The 15989-nt window shown below is 64.5% G+C and carries 16 protein-coding genes; 5 read left to right on the plus strand and 11 right to left on the minus strand.

Annotation, left to right across the window (positions count from 1 at the left end; all coding sequences use genetic code 11):
- From FLM9_RS04535 to FLM9_RS04575, 10 genes are all read right to left on the minus strand, one after another.
- A partial coding sequence (locus FLM9_RS04535) for a CsgG/HfaB family protein (RefSeq protein WP_257243003.1) occupies positions 1–434 on the minus strand: 434 nt, incomplete at its 3' end.
- Positions 435–438: 4 nt separating this feature from the next.
- On the minus strand, positions 439–1143 hold the full coding sequence (locus FLM9_RS04540) for a M15 family metallopeptidase (protein ID WP_074457463.1): 705 nt from the start codon (positions 1141–1143) through the stop codon (positions 439–441).
- Positions 1143–3584: an ATP-dependent DNA helicase RecG gene (gene recG, locus FLM9_RS04545; RefSeq protein ID WP_074457464.1), complete on the minus strand. Its 2442-nt coding sequence runs from the start codon at positions 3582–3584 to the stop codon at positions 1143–1145. Before recG ends, FLM9_RS04540 begins: the two co-directional genes overlap by 1 nt.
- Positions 3572–4492 carry a hypothetical protein gene (locus tag FLM9_RS04550; RefSeq protein WP_143324602.1) on the minus strand — a complete coding sequence of 307 codons (921 nt, stop codon included), beginning with the start codon at positions 4490–4492 and terminating at the stop codon, positions 3572–3574. The genes recG and FLM9_RS04550 overlap by 13 nt, the downstream gene beginning before the upstream one ends.
- Before the next feature lie 11 nt (positions 4493–4503).
- Complete coding sequence (tsf, locus tag FLM9_RS04555) at positions 4504–5163, minus strand: translation elongation factor Ts (RefSeq protein WP_074457466.1); 660 nt, start codon at positions 5161–5163, stop codon at positions 4504–4506.
- 85 nt (positions 5164–5248) lie between these two features.
- Positions 5249–5941, minus strand: coding sequence for a 30S ribosomal protein S2 (gene rpsB / locus FLM9_RS04560; protein WP_074457467.1), 693 nt, complete (start codon positions 5939–5941; stop codon positions 5249–5251).
- A 113-nt stretch (positions 5942–6054) separates the two neighbouring features.
- The gene (locus FLM9_RS04565; protein WP_074457468.1) at positions 6055–7002 is read right to left on the minus strand and encodes a glycosyltransferase family 2 protein; all 948 of its coding nucleotides are present in this window, start codon (positions 7000–7002) and stop codon (positions 6055–6057) included.
- Between the two features lie 28 nt (positions 7003–7030).
- Complete coding sequence (locus tag FLM9_RS07820; RefSeq protein ID WP_102135478.1) at positions 7031–7183, minus strand: Asl3888 family RNA-binding protein; 153 nt, start codon at positions 7181–7183, stop codon at positions 7031–7033.
- 47 nt (positions 7184–7230) lie between these two features.
- Positions 7231–9732 (minus strand): DNA gyrase/topoisomerase IV subunit A, encoded by a 2502-nt coding sequence (locus tag FLM9_RS04570; protein ID WP_074457469.1) that lies wholly within the window; start codon positions 9730–9732, stop codon positions 7231–7233.
- A gap of 58 nt (positions 9733–9790) precedes the next feature.
- The gene (locus tag FLM9_RS04575; RefSeq protein WP_257243005.1) at positions 9791–10747 is read right to left on the minus strand and encodes a tetratricopeptide repeat protein; all 957 of its coding nucleotides are present in this window, start codon (positions 10745–10747) and stop codon (positions 9791–9793) included.
- A 58-nt stretch (positions 10748–10805) separates the two neighbouring features.
- On the opposite strand from FLM9_RS04575, the gene FLM9_RS08135 reads away from it, so the two are divergent.
- The 5 genes from FLM9_RS08135 (at position 10806) to FLM9_RS04600 (ending at position 15521) form a co-directional block, all read left to right on the plus strand.
- A complete protein-coding gene (locus FLM9_RS08135; RefSeq protein WP_074457471.1) occupies positions 10806–11822 on the plus strand; it encodes a hypothetical protein in 1017 nt (338 codons plus the stop codon).
- Entirely contained in the window at positions 11815–12240 is a 426-nt protein-coding gene (locus tag FLM9_RS04585) for a fluoride efflux transporter FluC (RefSeq protein ID WP_074457472.1), read from the plus strand. The genes FLM9_RS08135 and FLM9_RS04585 overlap by 8 nt, the downstream gene beginning before the upstream one ends.
- Before the next feature lie 14 nt (positions 12241–12254).
- A complete protein-coding gene (locus FLM9_RS04590) occupies positions 12255–12638 on the plus strand; it encodes a fluoride efflux transporter FluC (RefSeq protein ID WP_074457474.1) in 384 nt (127 codons plus the stop codon).
- Between the two features lie 28 nt (positions 12639–12666).
- Positions 12667–14040 (plus strand): magnesium transporter, encoded by a 1374-nt coding sequence (gene mgtE, locus FLM9_RS04595; RefSeq protein WP_074457473.1) that lies wholly within the window; start codon positions 12667–12669, stop codon positions 14038–14040.
- 365 nt (positions 14041–14405) lie between these two features.
- Positions 14406–15521, plus strand: a complete 1116-nt coding sequence (locus tag FLM9_RS04600) for an RpoD/SigA family RNA polymerase sigma factor (protein ID WP_074457475.1) — start codon at positions 14406–14408, stop codon at positions 15519–15521.
- Positions 15522–15764: 243 nt separating this feature from the next.
- Here the strand turns inward: FLM9_RS04600 and FLM9_RS08370 are convergent.
- A partial coding sequence (locus FLM9_RS08370; protein WP_218969738.1) for a hypothetical protein occupies positions 15765–15989 on the minus strand: 225 nt, incomplete at its 5' end.

Below are 15989 nucleotides of genomic sequence, written 5' to 3' on the forward strand. Positions count from 1 at the left end.
GCGATGTATGCCTTCGCCTCGACAGCAGTCTGGGTACTGTCAAATCCGAGGAAGCTGCTGCTGTTGCCCTCCGCCTTTTCCTCAACATCCGCCTCGTAGGCATTGACCCGACCTAGGATCAAGTATTGAGCACCCATCATCTGACCACTCCGGGCACTCTCCTCCGCAGCCCTCACAATGCCCAGTTCCGCCAGCTCTTGTTCCGAGAGAACCTCCTGGACGTGCTGACGCTCCACAACCGACACACCGGTGGTCGCTAGTTCGTTGGCCAAAGCATCGGCAAGCTGCCTGCTCACACTTGCGCTCCACCAGGGAATGTCGGCCACCTCGTTCTTGAAGTCCGGCACGGAAACGGTGGGCCTGGCCGAAGCCCAACTGCCCAGGCCCCCCACCATGGCAGCCAGGACAAGAGACAGAATGGATGTCGTGCGCATGGATCTACCCACCATCAGCGACCGCACCATAGCATGCCTCAACCTGGCCGGTCTGCCAGGCCCAAAGCTGGTCCCCAAAGCTGAAATGCCACCACTCCCAGGGATGCATGACAAAGCCGACCGTCACCATGGCCCGCCGCAGTCGCAGCCGGTTGCGGTGCGCCGTGACCCCATGGGGATCCCCGGCGAAATGATCCGGGTACGATTCGGACCCTAGGGCGTCAATGGGGGAACCCATGGGCACAGGCTCGCCAGTGTGGTCCACCAGGGTCAGATCCACCGCGGCGCCCGTGCTGTGGGGCGGTGGCGTGCGCGGATCCCGGCTGGGGATGGCCCACAGGTGACACACCTGCTGCTCCACCTGGCAACGCCAGGCAGGATCCGCCCGTTGGGAAGGGGAGCCGCGGGCCAGTTCCGTTTGCAGGCTGTGGTCGATCATGAAGATCTGGACGGCAATGGGCCGCCAGGCATCAAAAATTTGCAGGTCCCAACCGGGATGGGCGGCTTGGAGGATGGTGCGGGCGCGAAGGAGGCGCATCACCACCGCCAGCCGCAGTCGCCATGGATCCCGCCCTCCCGGATAGGGAGCCCCCAGGCGGGCGTAGGGGTGGGGCATCACCCGGGGCAAGTCTTCCGGCAGGGGCGCCAAGGGCTCGCCACAGTCGTTGATGGCCATGGCGCGCCATGGTCGTTTCGTAGCATCGGGCATCAGTTGAGACGGGAAGCAGACGCCTGCCTTGCGCTCTGGGCAACCAGTCTGGCCCTGAGCTGGGGAACGGTGTGCAGTTGAGGGTCGTCGTTCAGCAAACGTTTGGCGGCGTCCCGGGCCTGCTCCAGCACGGCGCCATCACTGGTGAGGCTGGCCAGCGCCAGGTCCGGCAGGCCCGACTGACGGGTTCCCAGCACCTGCCCCGGCCCCCGGAAACGCAAGTCCATCTCGGCGATTTCAAAGCCGTCTTGGGAGCGGGTCAACACCTCCAGCCGCTGGCGCGCCACCGCCTGTCGGGACTCGCTGACGAGAAAGCACTGGCTTGGGGCCTGCCCCCGTCCAATGCGGCCGCGAAGCTGGTGCAACTGCGCCAGGCCAAAACGCTCCGCATGGTCAACCACCATCACCGTGGCCTCCGGCACGTCCATGCCCACCTCCACCACGGTGGTGCTCACCAGCACCTGGGCCTTGCCGCTAACGAAGGCCTCCAACACCTCCTGCTTGGCTCCGGGGGTCAGGCGGCCGTGGAGAAGCGCCACGTGCAGATGGGGGAACACCGTCCTGGCCAGGCGTTGGTGCTCCTGCACCGCCGAGCGCAGTTTCAGCTTGTCGGACTCGTCCACCAGGGGCAGGATGACGTAGGCCCGCTCACCACGGGAGGCCGCCGTGCGAATGGCCCCATAGGCCTGCTCCCGCTCACCAGGCGTCAGGATGGTGGTGGTCACGGGCTGACGCCCCGGTGGCAGTTCGTCAATCTGGCTCACCTCCAGATCGCCGTGGATGGAGAGGGCCAGGGTGCGGGGGATGGGGGTGGCGGTCATGGTGAGCAGGTGGGGCGCTTCCCCCTTGTTGAGCAGGCGACTGCGCTGATGCACCCCGAACCGATGCTGCTCGTCAATCACCACCAGCCCCAGCCGCAGGAACATCACCGGTTCCTCCAGCAGGGCATGGGTTCCCACCACCAACTTGACGGCGCCGGTGGCCAGGTCCCGCAGCACCGCCTGCCGCTGCCGCTCGGGGGTGGATCCCGTCAACATGGCCACGGGCACGTGAAGCTGCACCATCCAGTCGCAGAGCTTGCGGTAGTGCTGTGCCGCCAACACCTCCGTCGGCGCCATCAAGGCCCCCTGTCCCCCCGCCGCAATCACCTCCAGCAAAGCAATGGTGGCCACCACCGTCTTGCCGCAGCCCACGTCCCCCTGCACCAAGCGGCCCATGGGGGTGGTCCCCTGCAAATCGCTGCGAACCTGATGGAGCACCCGCTCCTGGGCAGTGGTGAGCTGGAACGGCAGGAGCGCCAGGAAGGCTGCCGCCAGGTCACTGGCGCCTGCCACGGTGAGATCGGCCATGGCCTGGACTCGTTGCCGTTGCCGACGGCGCAGCAACCTCAACTGGAGTTCCAGAAACTCGTCAAACACCAGACGGTGGCGGGCGGCCTGTAGCGCAGCCGGGCTGGGGGGTTGATGGATTGCCCTGAAGGCTTCAGCCAGGGGGATCACCCCGAAACACTGCCGCCATGGAGCTGTCAAGTGGTCCTGCTGCTGGCAGGCCATGGGGAGCACGGCCTGCACCGCACGGCGCAAGCCTTCGGCGCTCACACCTTCGATGGGGGGATACACTGGCAGAATCCGCCGGCTTGGGCTTGCCGCAGGGGTCACCGGGCCTGTATTCAGAACCTCCAACAGGGGGTCCTGCAAGCTGAGGCCATAGGGTCCCGCCTTCACCAACCCAGAGGCAGCAACGGTGGCTCCCGGTGGAAACAGCCGCCGCTGCCGCTGCAGCCACTTGGGGCTGGTAAAGCGGCGTCCCATATAGAACCGTGTCACCCGCAAGCGACCTGTGGCATCCTGCAACTGAAGTTCCAGAACAGTCAGGTTAGGGTTGCGGCTGCTGACGAAGGCGTGACGACGACGCACGGCGCCCACCACCGTCACGGTTTCCCCGGGACGCAGGCCACGAATGCGCAATAGTCGGGAGTAGTCGATGTAATCCCTGGGGTAGTGGCGCAGCAGGTCGTCCATCCTCCGGAGTCCTGCGTCCGTCAAGCTGGCGGCCAGCCTGGGACCAATGCCTTTCACCTGGGTAAGGGGTGATTGCAGTCCCTGAGGGGGCTGATCCGGTGGTGGTGAGGCGGGCTGGCCCTGGATGTGGAGACGCTGCTGATGAAGCCATTGGCGGGTGCGCACCACCCAGTGGCGCCGCTGCCGGGGAGGCCAGGTGGAGTAGGCGGAAAACCCGGTCCGCAGTTCCCCACAGGTGGGGTCGTCCCGCAACGGGGCCAGGGGCGCTTCGGCCAGACCCCGTGCCAACACCTCCGCGAAGTGGCCACTGCGGCCCCGGCTGTTGACAAAATCATGGTCTGCTTCCCATTGCAGGATGCGCTGCAAGCACCCCAGCCAGTCCTGTAGAGCACGGCATTGGTCGGGCGTCAGGGAACGCAAGGCCGTGGGGGTTGAATCTGCTGGAGATCATTGTTCCAGTCGGCCATGGCCTGCTCCGTCACCAGTCGTTTCCGCCACTGGCGGCTCTGGGCGACAAGGCTTTGCAAAACCTTCTGGTGCTTCTGCAAGCGCTCACGGCTCTGCCGCAGCGGCCGATGGGCAAACTCCATGTCCTGGAGACGCAATAACACCACGCAAGTGACCACCTGGGGGGCATTCTCTTCGTTACCCATGGGCACGGCGATCTTGAGCAGGTTTTCCGGCGCCTGCATGGCCTCCACGTCTCCGGCCAGCACCGCATCCAGCAGCCTGACCGGGAGCACGGCCTGGATCAGGTGGTGGTTCAGCAACTCCACGTTCAGTTGATGGGACAGGGTGCGCAGGTGGAGAACCATGGCCTGGCGGAGCCACAGGCACCAGCGCTCCAGACCCTGGGGATCCCTGGGTGGCCCCAAGGGCAGGGTGGTGTCGTCTTCAAGCGGCTCCTGGACTGACAGGATCAGCCCCTCCCCTGAGGGTTCGTCCTGCTCCTCACCGTTGAGGCGCTCCAGGGCCGCAAGTATCTTGCGGCGCCGCTCCTGCTTGATCTGCTGGTGGTCAGCCTGGAGCTTCCGCGCCAGCAGCACCAAGTGCTCCACGGTCAGCAAACAGCAGGCCTCTGCAGTGAGGGTTTGCAGGCGCCGCTGGAGGCCTTGGCGCTCGTCAAGGCCAAGTCTACTGTAGTGCTTGGGACAATCCTGGGACACCAGTACAAAGACGGCTTGCAGGGTTTGGCGGGGCACCTGCTGGCGCAGAAGGCCGAGATAGGCCTCCAACTGGCGCAGCAGGGGCAACGCCAACCGATCCGTTGCGGCCTCCAGTTGACGCAGTGCCTGGCTGGCGTCTTGGTGGGGATTCAGATCCTGCAAGGCCGCTGAACTCAACTGCTGGTGGTCATGGCTGCCACCTCGGACGCGAAGTCCGCGGCAGCAACCTCAATTCCCTGCCCCAACACGAAACGGACAAAGCGACGCACAACGATCTTTTCCCCCAGCTTGCCGGAGGTCTGCTTGACACGATCCTCCACACTCAGAGAGGTGTCCTTGATGAACGGCTGATCCAGTAGGGCCAACTCCTTGAGACGCTTGCCGATGCGTCCCACCACAATCTTTTCCCGAATGGCTGGGGGTTTTTGGGCCAGATCGTCTCGCCCCATCTCGATGGTCTTCTCCCGCTCCTTCACGGGTTCGGGGATGTCGTCCGTACTGACGAACTCCACCTGGGGGCAGGCGGCAATCTGCATGGCCACGTCCCGCACCAGGAGTTGGAACTCTTCCCCCCGCGCCACAAAGTCGGTCTCGCAATTGACCTCCACCAGCACGCCAACCCGGCCGCCGGTGTGGATGTAGCTGCTCACCAGACCCTCGGCAGCGGTGCGGCCAACTTTTTTCTCCGCAGAGGCGATGCCTTTCTGCCGCAGCCACTCACTGGCCTTGGTCAGGTCCCCTTCGCTGGCGGCGAGGGCTTTTTTGCAATCCATCATTCCCGCGCCGGTTTGTTCGCGCAGTTGCTTGACGGTCTGGGCGGAAACGGCAGCCATGGGGACAACAGGGGGCGGATAATCAAGAGTCAGCTTAGGGCTGGAACAGGAGAAAGAAGTGTCAGGGCTGGTGGAACGGGGCGCCTTACTCCCGGGCGCCGTAGCGGCCCTCGTTGATGGCGTCGGCAAGGCGGCTGAGCACCAACTGCACGGAGCGCACCGCGTCGTCGTTGCAGGGGATGGGCACGTCGCAGAGGTCGGGATTGCAGTTGGTATCCAGCATGGAGACCAACTGGATGGACAACTTTCGGCATTCCAGAACGGCATTGGCTTCCCGTTTCTGGTCCACCAGGATCACCACGTCCGGCAACCGCCGCATGGTTTTGAGGCCACCCAGATATTTCTGCAGGCGGTCCAGTTCGCGGTGCAGGACCGCCGCCTCCTTTTTGGGACGCATGGCAATGGCTCCGGAGGATTCCATCCGCTCCAGGTCTTTGAGGTAGTCAATGCGGGCCCGCATGGTGGTCCAGTTGGTCAACATGCCCCCCAGCCAGCGCTGGTTCACGTAGGCCGCGCCACAGCGCCTGGCCTCCTGGGCAGTCACGTCCGCCGCCTGCTTCTTGGTGCCGACGAACAGAAACCGTTTACCGGCCTTGGCCGACGAGCGGACCCACTTGTAGGCGTTGTTGAGACAGACCGCCGTCTTGACTAGGTCAATAATGTGGACCCCGTTGCGGGCGCAGTAGATGTAGGGCGCCATCTTGGGGTTCCAGCGACGGGTCTGGTGCCCGAAGTGGGCGCCGGACTCCATCATTTCCGTCAGTGTGGCAATGGCCATGGGTTTTGGCGTGGGTTTCGGGTTCAACCTCCACCCGCGTCGGAGCCCCGAACCAAAAGCCCGGGGCTCACCCGAAACACGCAGGTGTGCGGTGTGTTGACCGCCCCAGCCTATCAAGAGGGCTGTGGGGCCTGCCGCCGCTGCTGCCGCGCTTCCGCAAAGATGGTCTGCACGCAGATGCGGTTCAGGTGCAGCCGCAGCAGTTCCAAGGCCCAACCAGGACGTTCCCAGCGCACCAGAGCCGCCAGCAGGGGAGTCATGGTGCGGGCATTGAGCAGACCACCCAACGTGAGCACCTGCCAGAGGAGGAGGTGGAGCCAGGTGAACTGAATGATCATGCGCACCCGGAGGGTGGGGTGCTTGCGGTAAAAGACCAGGGCCATGCGCGCCCGCTCCTTCTCCTGCTGGATCAGTTGCGGGATCTGCCGGAGTTGAAAGGGGGGATGCCAGTGGTAACCGACGGCCTCCGGGCAGCGCACCAGCGCAACACCCAGCTTCCACAGCCGCTCCCCCAACTCAAGGTCTTCCCAGCCGTATTGGCAAAAGCGCGGGTCAAACAACCCGGAGCGCAGCAGCAATTGACGATCAATGGCCACGTTCCCCGTGGCAAAATAGGCCCAGGACAGGTCGGTGAGCTTGTGGGGCTCGGTGGTGGGCCGGGCAAAGTTGCTGGTGTTGATGACCGCGCCGTAGGTGAAGCAGAGGCGATTCCCATGGCGGCGCCAGTGGCGCTGGAGGGCACGGGCATGGGCAGCGAGAAAACCCTTCACCACCACCAGGTCGCTGTCGATAAAGACAATCACGTTTCCCCGGGCCGCCATCACCCCCAGGTTGCGGGCCATGGCCGCACCGCCGTGGTTCTGCTGAAGGAGGCGCAGGTGGGGGTCGGTGGCCTGGCGCAGGACCGTGACGGTCTGATCTGTGGAACCGTCGTCCACCACCACCACCTCGTAGCCGTCCACCCCCGGCGCCGTGGACAGATCCTGGGCCGCCAAGGCCGCCAGACACTGGCGCAGGATGGGAAGGCGGTTGTAGGTGGGAACCACCACACTGAAGAACACCGTTCCTCTCCACCGGAACAGGGCTGTCTCAGTCCGCGGCGCCGCCGTTGTTGGCCGTTCCGGTGACCCCGTTGCCGGCACCTTCGCCACGACCGTCATGGCCGCCCCGCTTCTTGAAACGGCGGGCGTAGGAGCGGTTGCGCTCCTGTTTTTCTTTTTTGAGGTTGCGGCGTTTAGCCATGGTCGCTCGACGGTACTCCGGTTCATCCTACAGAGCACGGCCCCAGTTCATTGGGGCACAGGAAGCCGGGCAGTCTCCCCCAGGATCATCACGTCGGCCAGCGCCGCCCCCGCTGGCAGCAAGCACACTCCCACGCCACTGCACTCCTGCACAGGCACCTGCTCCCACGGGAAACGGCCGCTGCGGTGATCCGTGGTCACCAGGGTGAAGCATGGATCCTCCACCACGGGCCACAGACCCAGGAGGCTGTCGCTGCGCTTCAGGAAGCGCAGGCCAATCTGGCCCAGATCGCCACGACGGTTCGGCGCCAACTGCTCAACGGGCAGCCGCTTGAGTTGACCATGGCGTGTGGCCAGCAACACTTGGCCGGCGTCCCCACACCAGGCGGCGCCCACGATGATTTCATGGGGGAGCAACCGCAACAGGGGCGCCCCGGCAGGACTGTCCAGTTCTTGCAGCAGATGGGGAGTTGCATCCAGCCGCAGGAGGCGGCCGCAACTGGTGGCCACCACCAAAGTTGCCACGTCTGCCGGGCAGGGCGCCACCCGGCAGAGTGTTTGTCGCGGCCGCACCTTCAACAGGGTGACGGTGCGGCCGGTGTCCCGCACCCGCGCCGCCGCCTCCAGAACGGCAGCAGCCTTGAGCCAGCGGCAATGGCCGTCACAACTCAGCAGGGCTAGGCCCGCAGCAGTGGCGGAACCACCCAGCCGCACCAGTTGGACAGGGTGGTCTGTCTGCCCCCCCAGCTTCTCCGGAAGAAAGTGGGCCAAGTCCTGGGGGTGAGGCCCGATGCGCTCCCAGCGCAGGTTGGCGATGCGGCCCAGGGCGCTGAACACCACAAGCCGGGGTTCAGGGTGGACAGGAACGAGGCAGCGGAGAGGCGGTGGCTGGCTGGCGAGAGGCGCCGGCTGCTCAAGCCGGCGCCGGGACACGGCCAGGGGAGAGGCCAGACGTAACTGCCCGTCCGCCTGCACCAGCAGCAGCCCGTCCTCCGGAAGGGTTGCGCGGGGCGCCTGGTGCGGCGCTGAACCGGCTGTCTCAGTGGATGTGCGGGGTGCGCTGGCGGCAACCTGACCCAGGAGCCGGGTACGACGGGGTGTGCCATAGCGCTTGCGCAACTGGGCCAGTTGCCGGATCAGTGCCTCCACCCTGGCGTTACGGTCGTCCAGCAGCACCTGGAGCCGTGCCTGCTCCGCTTCCAGCTTTTGCCGTTCCGTGTCCAGCCCCTGCCGCTCCAGGCCGGTGAGCCGCCGCAGGGGCATGGCCAGCACTGCCTCCGCCTGAGCCGAGCTGAGACCGAGTTGCACCTGGAGCGCCGCCGCGGCCCGGGCCGCTGCCGGCGCCTGGCTGATGAGCAGAATCACCTCTTGCAACCGGGCCAAGGCCTGGAGCAACCCGTTGACCACTTCCAGCCGCTGGCTGATTTTACCGAGGGCAAAGCGGTAGCGCCGCAGGCTGGTCTGCTCCCGGAACTCCAGAAAGATTTCCAGGACACGCCGCAGACTCAACTGGGTGGGTTTGCCGTCCACGAGGGCCAGAAGAATGGCGCCGAAGTTGCTTTGCAGGGCGGTGCGGCGAAACAACTCCTGCAGAACAACCTCCGGCTGACCGTCCCGGCGCAGCTCGATCACCACCCTCATGCCGTCCCGATCGCTCTCGTCGCGGATGTCGGCAATGCCGCTGAGGCGCCCGTCGTTGACCTGCTCCGCCAGCTTTTCAATCCAGCTTGCCTTGCTGAGCTGGTAGGGCAGCTCCGTCACCACCACGGCATTGCGACGGCGACGCCCCTTGCCCGGTTGGATGGCTTCCAGATGGGCCACACCCCGCACCGGGATGCTGCCCCGCCCTTGCATATAGGCCTCCCGCAGGCCACTGCCCACGGGGATTTCACCACCCGTGGGGAAGTCGGGGCCGGGAATCAATTGCAACAGGGCTTCATCACTCAACCGGGGGTTGCGCAGGAGCGCCACCAGGCCGCCCACGACTTCCCCCAGGTTGTGGGGGGGGATGTTGGTGGCCATGCCTACGGCGATGCCGGTGCAGCCGTTGAGCAGAAGGACGGGCAGTTGCGCAGGCAGAACAGCGGGCTCCTGCTGAGCCCCGTCAAAGTTGGGGGTAAAGTCCACCGTGTCCTCCGTCAACTCCCCCAGCAGGGCCCCATGGGCCAGAGGCGCCAAGCGGGTTTCCGTATAGCGCATCGCCGCCGCTGGATCGTCGTCCACCGAACCGAAGTTGCCGTGGCCCTGCAGCAGGGGATAGCGGCTGGTGAAGGACTGCACCTGACGCACCAGGGCGTCATAGACTGCGGTTTCCCCGTGGGGATGGTATTTCCCCAGCACGTCTCCCACCACCCGGGCACACTTGCGGAAGGGACGCTCCGGCGTCAAGCCCAGTTCATGCATGGCATAGAGGATGCGCCGCTGCACGGGCTTCAAGCCGTCGCGCACGTCCGGCAGGGCGCGGCCCACGATCACGCTCATGGCGTATTCCAGGTAGGAGCGCTCCATCTCCTCTCGCAACGAGGTGGGGATGACGCGATGACTGACCATGCAGCTTGACCACGGATTCGGCCCAGCCTAAAGAAGGTCCCGGGGTCTTCTCCCGTCTTCAGGGGCTTTGGGGCAGGGTGCTGTCCTCTTCGGGCAGCAGTGGGGTGCTGTCCTGCTCCAGGCGCCGCAGGTTGACCATGGACAATGCCCGTTCTAGGGCGCTCTGCAAGCGGGAATCCATGAAGAGACGGCGGGTCGCTGCCCGCAGCTTCTCTCCCCATAGCTGACTTTCCTGGAAGGCCTCTTCGGCATAGTCCGACTCCTGATCCAGCGCCCGGATGGCCATGCCGATGGTGACTTGACTCTGATCTCCCTGGTTGTAGAGAGCAGCGGCCAGGGCCAGCACTGGCTCCGCCACCTGGTCGTTGATGGCGATGGCCTGGCGCCAGCGCTCCATGGCCGCCTCGGGCTGGTCGGCTTCGTAGAGCACCAGCCCCTCGTTATTGATGGCGGGCCAGAGGTCCTCCTGCTTGGCAGAAGCCTCCTGGAACGCCGCCAGGGCCTCCTCCCCCCTCGCCTGCAGAAAGAGGGCGTTGCCCAGGTCAAAATAGGCGTTGGCGTTCTCTGGATCCAGCTCAAGGCCCCTGCGGATTAAGGCTTCGGCATGGGGAAAGTCGTCGCTAGCCATGGCGAGGGAGCCCTCGGCAAACCAGATGCCGGCATTGTCGGTATCCAGCAGCTTGGCTTGGGCCAGGGCCTCTTTGGCTGCCGCGGAATCCCGGTTGCGCAGCCGGGCCGCTGCCAACAGCAGCCAGCTCTGGACATTGGCGGGTGCCAGACGGACAGACAAGTCAGCTAGGCTGGCGGCGTCTTCCAGGTAACCGATCTGCAGCACCTGGGCCGCTGCCTGGGCAATGCTCAGGGCCGAAGCTTCCAGTTCCTCTTCCCCGGGAATGTAGACGTAAGGAACGAGGGCCGAAGCCGGGGCGGCAAGGCAGCATCCCAGACCTGTCGCCAGAACAGATTGCCTGAGTCCCGGTGGAAACAGGATGGGACCGGATCCGCGGGTGCCCACAAAAAACAAGGGTAATTGGTTGATTACCTTAGGTCTTCCCGATTGCGCTGCGTCATTCGTGTCTGTCGACCCTGGTTCCCTGGAAGCGGCCCTTCACGCCTTGGACTTGCCGGATCCCGAGGCGGACGATTTGAGCGAGGTGGAATTCCTGGAGCACGTGGACCGGGCCTGGTCAGTTTGCGAGCGGTTTGATCTACAGACAGAAATCTGGCGGGGGCGGATCCTGCGGCGCATTCGGGATCGGGGCAAGCATCAGGGCCAGAGCCGGGGCACCCCGTTTTTGCAGTGGTTGCGGGAGCGGGACATCAGCAAAAGTCAGGCCTACGGCTTGATTCAACTGGCCGACTCCGCTGACGACCTTGTTACGGAGGGCAGTCTGGATCCCGCCTGTGTCAACAACTTTTCCAAACACGCCTTTCTGGCCACCGCCAAGGCCGCACCGGCGGTGCAGGAGCTGGTCAACACCGCAGCCAATGGAGGTGAGCGGATTACCCGCCAGGAGGTGAAGTGCCTTGATGATAAGTTCGCTGCAATCAGCAGCACGCTCCTGCCGGAGGAAGTGCGCCAACGCACCCAGGCGCAGATCCTGCCCACCAGGGTGGTGGCTCCCCTGGTGAAGGAATTGGCCCGCCTGCCGAAGGAGCAGCAGGAAGAGTTGCGGCAGGAACTGGCGGCCGCGCCGGAGTTGGATGCCGTCAGGGCTGCCACCCGGACAGCCCGCGCCATGGCCAGAGTCCAGGACACCGCGCTGGCCCTGAACACCCTGCGGGACAGTTCGCTCAACTTGGACAAAGCCGTGGAAGAGGCCCGGCGTTTGGCGGTATTGGGGCTTCTGGCGGACATTCTGCACCATGCCCAGCAGGTGGAGCAGGCCGTCGGTCAACTCAATTGCAGTTGGCAGCGGCTGGGTGATCTCCACGGGCGTCTCCGGTCGGAGAGCGGCGGCAGCACTCCTCACCTGCATCAACTGCTGGAGACGCTGGAGTCCTTGTCGGGCAGTCCCATACAAGTCTCCATCGGTGCATTGGGCGGCCAGGGGCCGCTCCACGTGGGGATCACCATCAGCGGTGGTTGAGGCTCAATCCCTCGGCGGTGCTCTGCTGGTGGCCCTGGGGGCTGCTCCGGGTGCCTGCCTGCGCTGGTGGCTGGTGCGCCGGTGGTCCCCCCACTGGGCAGGCCGCCATCAACGGCGCCACCTGCCGGGCACAGCCGGCACCCCCTGGGCCACCATGGCGGTCAACGGTATGGCTTCCGGCGTCTTGGGTGTGTTGGTGGGCGTGCTGGCAGCCCGTCCCCAGGAGGAGGTGTGGCTCTGGCTGGGGGTGGGCTTTGCGGGAAGCCTGAGCACCTTCTCCACGCTGATGGTGGACATGGCCCTGTTGCTGAGAACCGGCCACCGGCAGGAAGCACTGGGCCTGGCGGGAGCCAGCGTGGTGGTGGGCTACAGCCTCCTGGCCCTGGGTCTGGCCCTGGGAGGGGTATTGGCCCCATGAGAATTCGGTACACCATGGGACACACCGTGACGGACGAGGCTCGGCGGTTCCTGTTGGTGACAGCAGGGGCCATCCCCGGGGCCCTGTTGCGCTGGGAGGCTGCCGTCCAACTCGGCCCTTGCCTTCCTCCCGGAGGATCCGATCTCCTGGTCAACGGTGTGGGCAGCCTGCTGCTGGGCTGGCTGGTGACCCGCCCCTTCCGTCAGGATCTCCAGTTGCTTCTGGGGGCGGGGTTTTGTGGATCACTCAGCACGTTTTCCTCCTGGATGCTGGTAACCGTAAGACTCCAGCAGCAAGGATTCGTCATGGGTCTGCTGTGGCTGGCTCTGGGTCTGGCGGTGGGACTGGCCATGGCCTGGCTGGGCCAACGGCTGGGCCAGGGACGGCGGCCCTCGTAAACTGTTGTTGCCTGTGGATTCAAGGGGCATGAACAGCGACCGCCCCAGTGTCTCTGAGCGGGTTGCCCAACAGTTGGCCGGTCTGCTGCAAGACGGCAGCTACGACAGGGTCAAACATCTTCTGGAGCCCCTCCAACCCGTGGACATTGCTGAAGCCATCGGCACCCTGCCCACGGCTCAACAGGCCCTGGGCTTTCGGCTGCTGTCCAAGGATCTGGCCATCGAGGTGTACGAGGACCTGGAACCCCTGGTGCAGCAGGCCCTCCTGGAGACCCTGCGCTCCAACGAGGTGTTGGAGGTGGTGGAGCAGATGGCGCCGGACGACCGGGTGCGCCTCTTCGACGAGTTGCCGGCCAAGGTGGTGCGGCGCCTGCTGCAGCAGTTGAGCCCGGAAGAGCGCCGCGTCACGGCCCAGTTGTTGGGCTATGCATCCGGCACGTCGGGCCGACTCATGACGACGGAGTTCATCGCCCTCAAGCAGCAGCAGACGGTGGCGGAAGCCCTGAACGTGGTGCGCCGTCGGGCGAGAGAGACAGAAACCGTCTATGCCCTGTACGTCACCGACGGGTTCAGTCACCTGACGGGAACTCTGTCCTTGCGGGAGTTGGTCACGGCCGAGCCGGACCTGCTGGTGGCCGAGGCCATGACCAGGGAGGTGGTGTCCCTGACCACGGAAGTGGACCAGGAGGAGGCGGCTCGCCTGATTCAGCGCTACGACTTCCTGGCCCTGCCGGTGGTGGATCGGGAAGGCCGGCTGGTGGGGATTATCACCGTGGATGACGTCATTGACGTGATTGAGCAGGAGGCCACGGAGGACCTCTACGCCGCTGGCGGCATCCAGACCACCGACGAGGACGACTACTTTCAGATCAACCTGCTGCAGGTGGCCCGCCGTCGCCTGGTGTGGTTGTTGGTGCTGCTGCTGGCCAACGTGGGCACCGCCTCCGTCATTGCCGCCCAGGGCGCGGTGTTGTCCCGGTACGTGTCCCTTGCGGCCTTCATTCCCCTGCTGATTGGCACCGGCGGCAACGTGGGGGCCCAAAGTTCCACAGTGGTCATCCGTGGCCTGAGCACCAAGCGCATTCAAGCCATCGGCGCCTGGCAATCCGTGCTGCGGGAAAGTGCTGCGGGGGCGCTGCTGGGCCTGCTGCTGTCCGTCATTGTCAGCCTGGTGGCCTGGATCCTGGGCTATCAGCAGCAGGTGGCCCTGGCAGTGGGGGGGAGTTTATTGGCCATTGCCACCATGGCGGCAACGGCAGGCTCCTTGCTGCCCCTGCTGTTTCGTCGTCTGGGATTCGATCCTGCCTTGATGTCGGCCCCCTTCATCACGACGGTGGTGGACGTGGCCGGGGTGTTTGTCTACTTGCAGTTGGCCTCCACGCTGCTGCTGCCCCCAACTTGAGGCCCAAGGAGCCGGGTGGCGCAATGTACCATCTATAGTCTGTAGGTCCGTTTTCCTTCAGGTTCACAGTGGAACTCGCTAGGGTGGAAAGCTTGTCAGTCCATGGGCCAGCCCGCTGTTGGCGTACAGGATTGGTGCTGAACGGGATGTGGGGCCTGGCCAAGCCTGTCTTCCAGGTCAAGGTAAGCAATTTTACTTAAAATCCCTGAAAACGGGAAAATTTATGATCTTCTTTACGCTTCTTAAGGTTAGGATTTGCTCACACTTTGGAGCAGCCCACGTCACCCATGGTTCCGGCCCCCTCAACCTCCCGGTCCGACACTCAACCGATTGACCGTGCCCCCCTGCCCAGCCATAGCAACAACATGACAAACATCACCGCCACGCCACCGGCCCAGTTCACCAGTCAATCATCCGCCGATGCCGATCTGGTGCGCTCCTATCTGCGAGACATTGGCCGTGTTCCCCTGCTGAGCCATGAGCAGGAAATCACGCTGGGGCGCCAAGTGCAGGAACTCATGCGCCTGGAGGCGCTTGAAACCCGGTTCAAGCAGGAGACTGGTGTTGCCCCCACCTGGGAGGAGTGGGCCGAGGCGGCGGAGTTGAGACCCCTCCAGTTGCAACGCCGGCTGCGCAACGGTCGTCGCGCCAAAGAGCGGATGGTCTCCGCCAATCTGCGCCTGGTGGTGTCTGTGGCCAAGAAATACACCAAGCGCAATATGGAACTCCTGGACCTCATCCAGGAAGGCACCATCGGCCTGGTTCGTGGCGTGGAAAAGTTTGACCCCAGCCGGGGCTACAAGTTCTCCACCTATGCCTATTGGTGGATTCGCCAGGGCATTACCCGGGCCATTTCCGAGAAAAGCCGCACGATCCGCCTGCCGATTCACATCACCGAGGTTCTCAACCGGCTGAAGAAAAGCCAGCGAGAACTGAGCCAGCAGTTAGGGCGCACACCCACGGTGGTGGAACTCTCCGCCGCCGTGGCCCTGGATGAGGAGCAGAGCGACAGCGTCCATGAACTCATCGTCCGCCTCAACAGGGAACTGGGCCACGCACCCACCATGGCCCAGCTTGCCCAGGCCCTCCACCGTTCCGAAGAGGAGGTGAACACCCTTACCAGCGAGGTGAAGGACGTTATCTGCCGGGCGCGGCAACCCGTGAGCCTGGATTTACGGGTTGGGGACGGGGACGACACCGCCCTGCAGGAACTGCTCTGCCATGAAGGCCCCGCCCCCAACGACGTGGTGGACGGCGAGTGCCTCAAGAGCGACATGGAGGCTATTTTGGGCCAACTGCCTCACCTGCAGTGCGAAGTCATCAAAATGCGCTACGGCATCGGCGAACATAAGCCCATGAGCCTCACGGGCATCGGCCGGGTGCTCAACATGAGCCGTGACCGGGTCCGCAAACTGGAAAAAGACTGCATGGCCAGTCTGCGCCATTTGCGGGCCAACATCGAGGACTACGCCATGGCGTAGTCCCTGGACCCCTGTTGCCGACACCTAGACAGGGACCCCATCAGGACGGTCAGCACCATGTCCAGGGAGGGTGTCGCAGATCCAGGTCCGTGACCAGGGCTGTGCAGGGATGCAAGCCCCGTCCTTAAGAATGGTGTTGGCCTGGAAGGGCACCAGCAAGAAACCCGGATTGATCGGCGGGGATAATGAGTCCCGCCAGGTTGAGAAGGATCTTGGTCTGGTCCTGGTCAATACCGATGAAGATCATGTCCGGATGATCTTTGGCTGCAGCCGTGGTGGTGTCCCCCAACTCACCGCACCACCCACTGCCGCCGCGCCCTGCTGGGATTCTTTCCAGGCAAACTGGTTAAAGCTGCGATCATCAACCCTGCCAAGATCAGTGATCACACTGATCTTGAGCAGTTGATCATTAACACCGCCGGTGGTTGCCCCAGGCCTCTGCCCAGCCATGGGCGTGGCCGCCACAAG

It is taken from the genome of Candidatus Synechococcus spongiarum (assembly GCF_900047545.1).
GTDB classification, from domain to species: domain Bacteria; phylum Cyanobacteriota; class Cyanobacteriia; order PCC-6307; family Cyanobiaceae; genus Synechococcus_B; species Synechococcus_B spongiarum_C.

What these genes read in the sequence shown, in the direction of transcription:
- FLM9_RS04540 (WP_074457463.1), bottom strand. Translation starts at nt 1,143, where the DNA reads ATGCCCGATGCTACGAAACGACCATGGCGCGCCATGGCCATCAACGAC.
- tsf (WP_074457466.1), bottom strand. Translation starts at nt 5,163, where the DNA reads ATGGCTGCCGTTTCCGCCCAGACCGTCAAGCAACTGCGCGAACAAACC.
- rpsB (WP_074457467.1), bottom strand. Translation starts at nt 5,941, where the DNA reads ATGGCCATTGCCACACTGACGGAAATGATGGAGTCCGGCGCCCACTTC.
- FLM9_RS07820 (WP_102135478.1), bottom strand. Translation starts at nt 7,183, where the DNA reads ATGGCTAAACGCCGCAACCTCAAAAAAGAAAAACAGGAGCGCAACCGC.
- FLM9_RS04570 (WP_074457469.1), bottom strand. Translation starts at nt 9,732, where the DNA reads ATGGTCAGTCATCGCGTCATCCCCACCTCGTTGCGAGAGGAGATGGAG.
- FLM9_RS04590 (WP_074457474.1), top strand. Translation starts at nt 12,255, where the DNA reads ATGGGACACACCGTGACGGACGAGGCTCGGCGGTTCCTGTTGGTGACA.
- mgtE (WP_074457473.1), top strand. Translation starts at nt 12,667, where the DNA reads ATGAACAGCGACCGCCCCAGTGTCTCTGAGCGGGTTGCCCAACAGTTG.
- FLM9_RS04600 (WP_074457475.1), top strand. Translation starts at nt 14,406, where the DNA reads ATGACAAACATCACCGCCACGCCACCGGCCCAGTTCACCAGTCAATCA.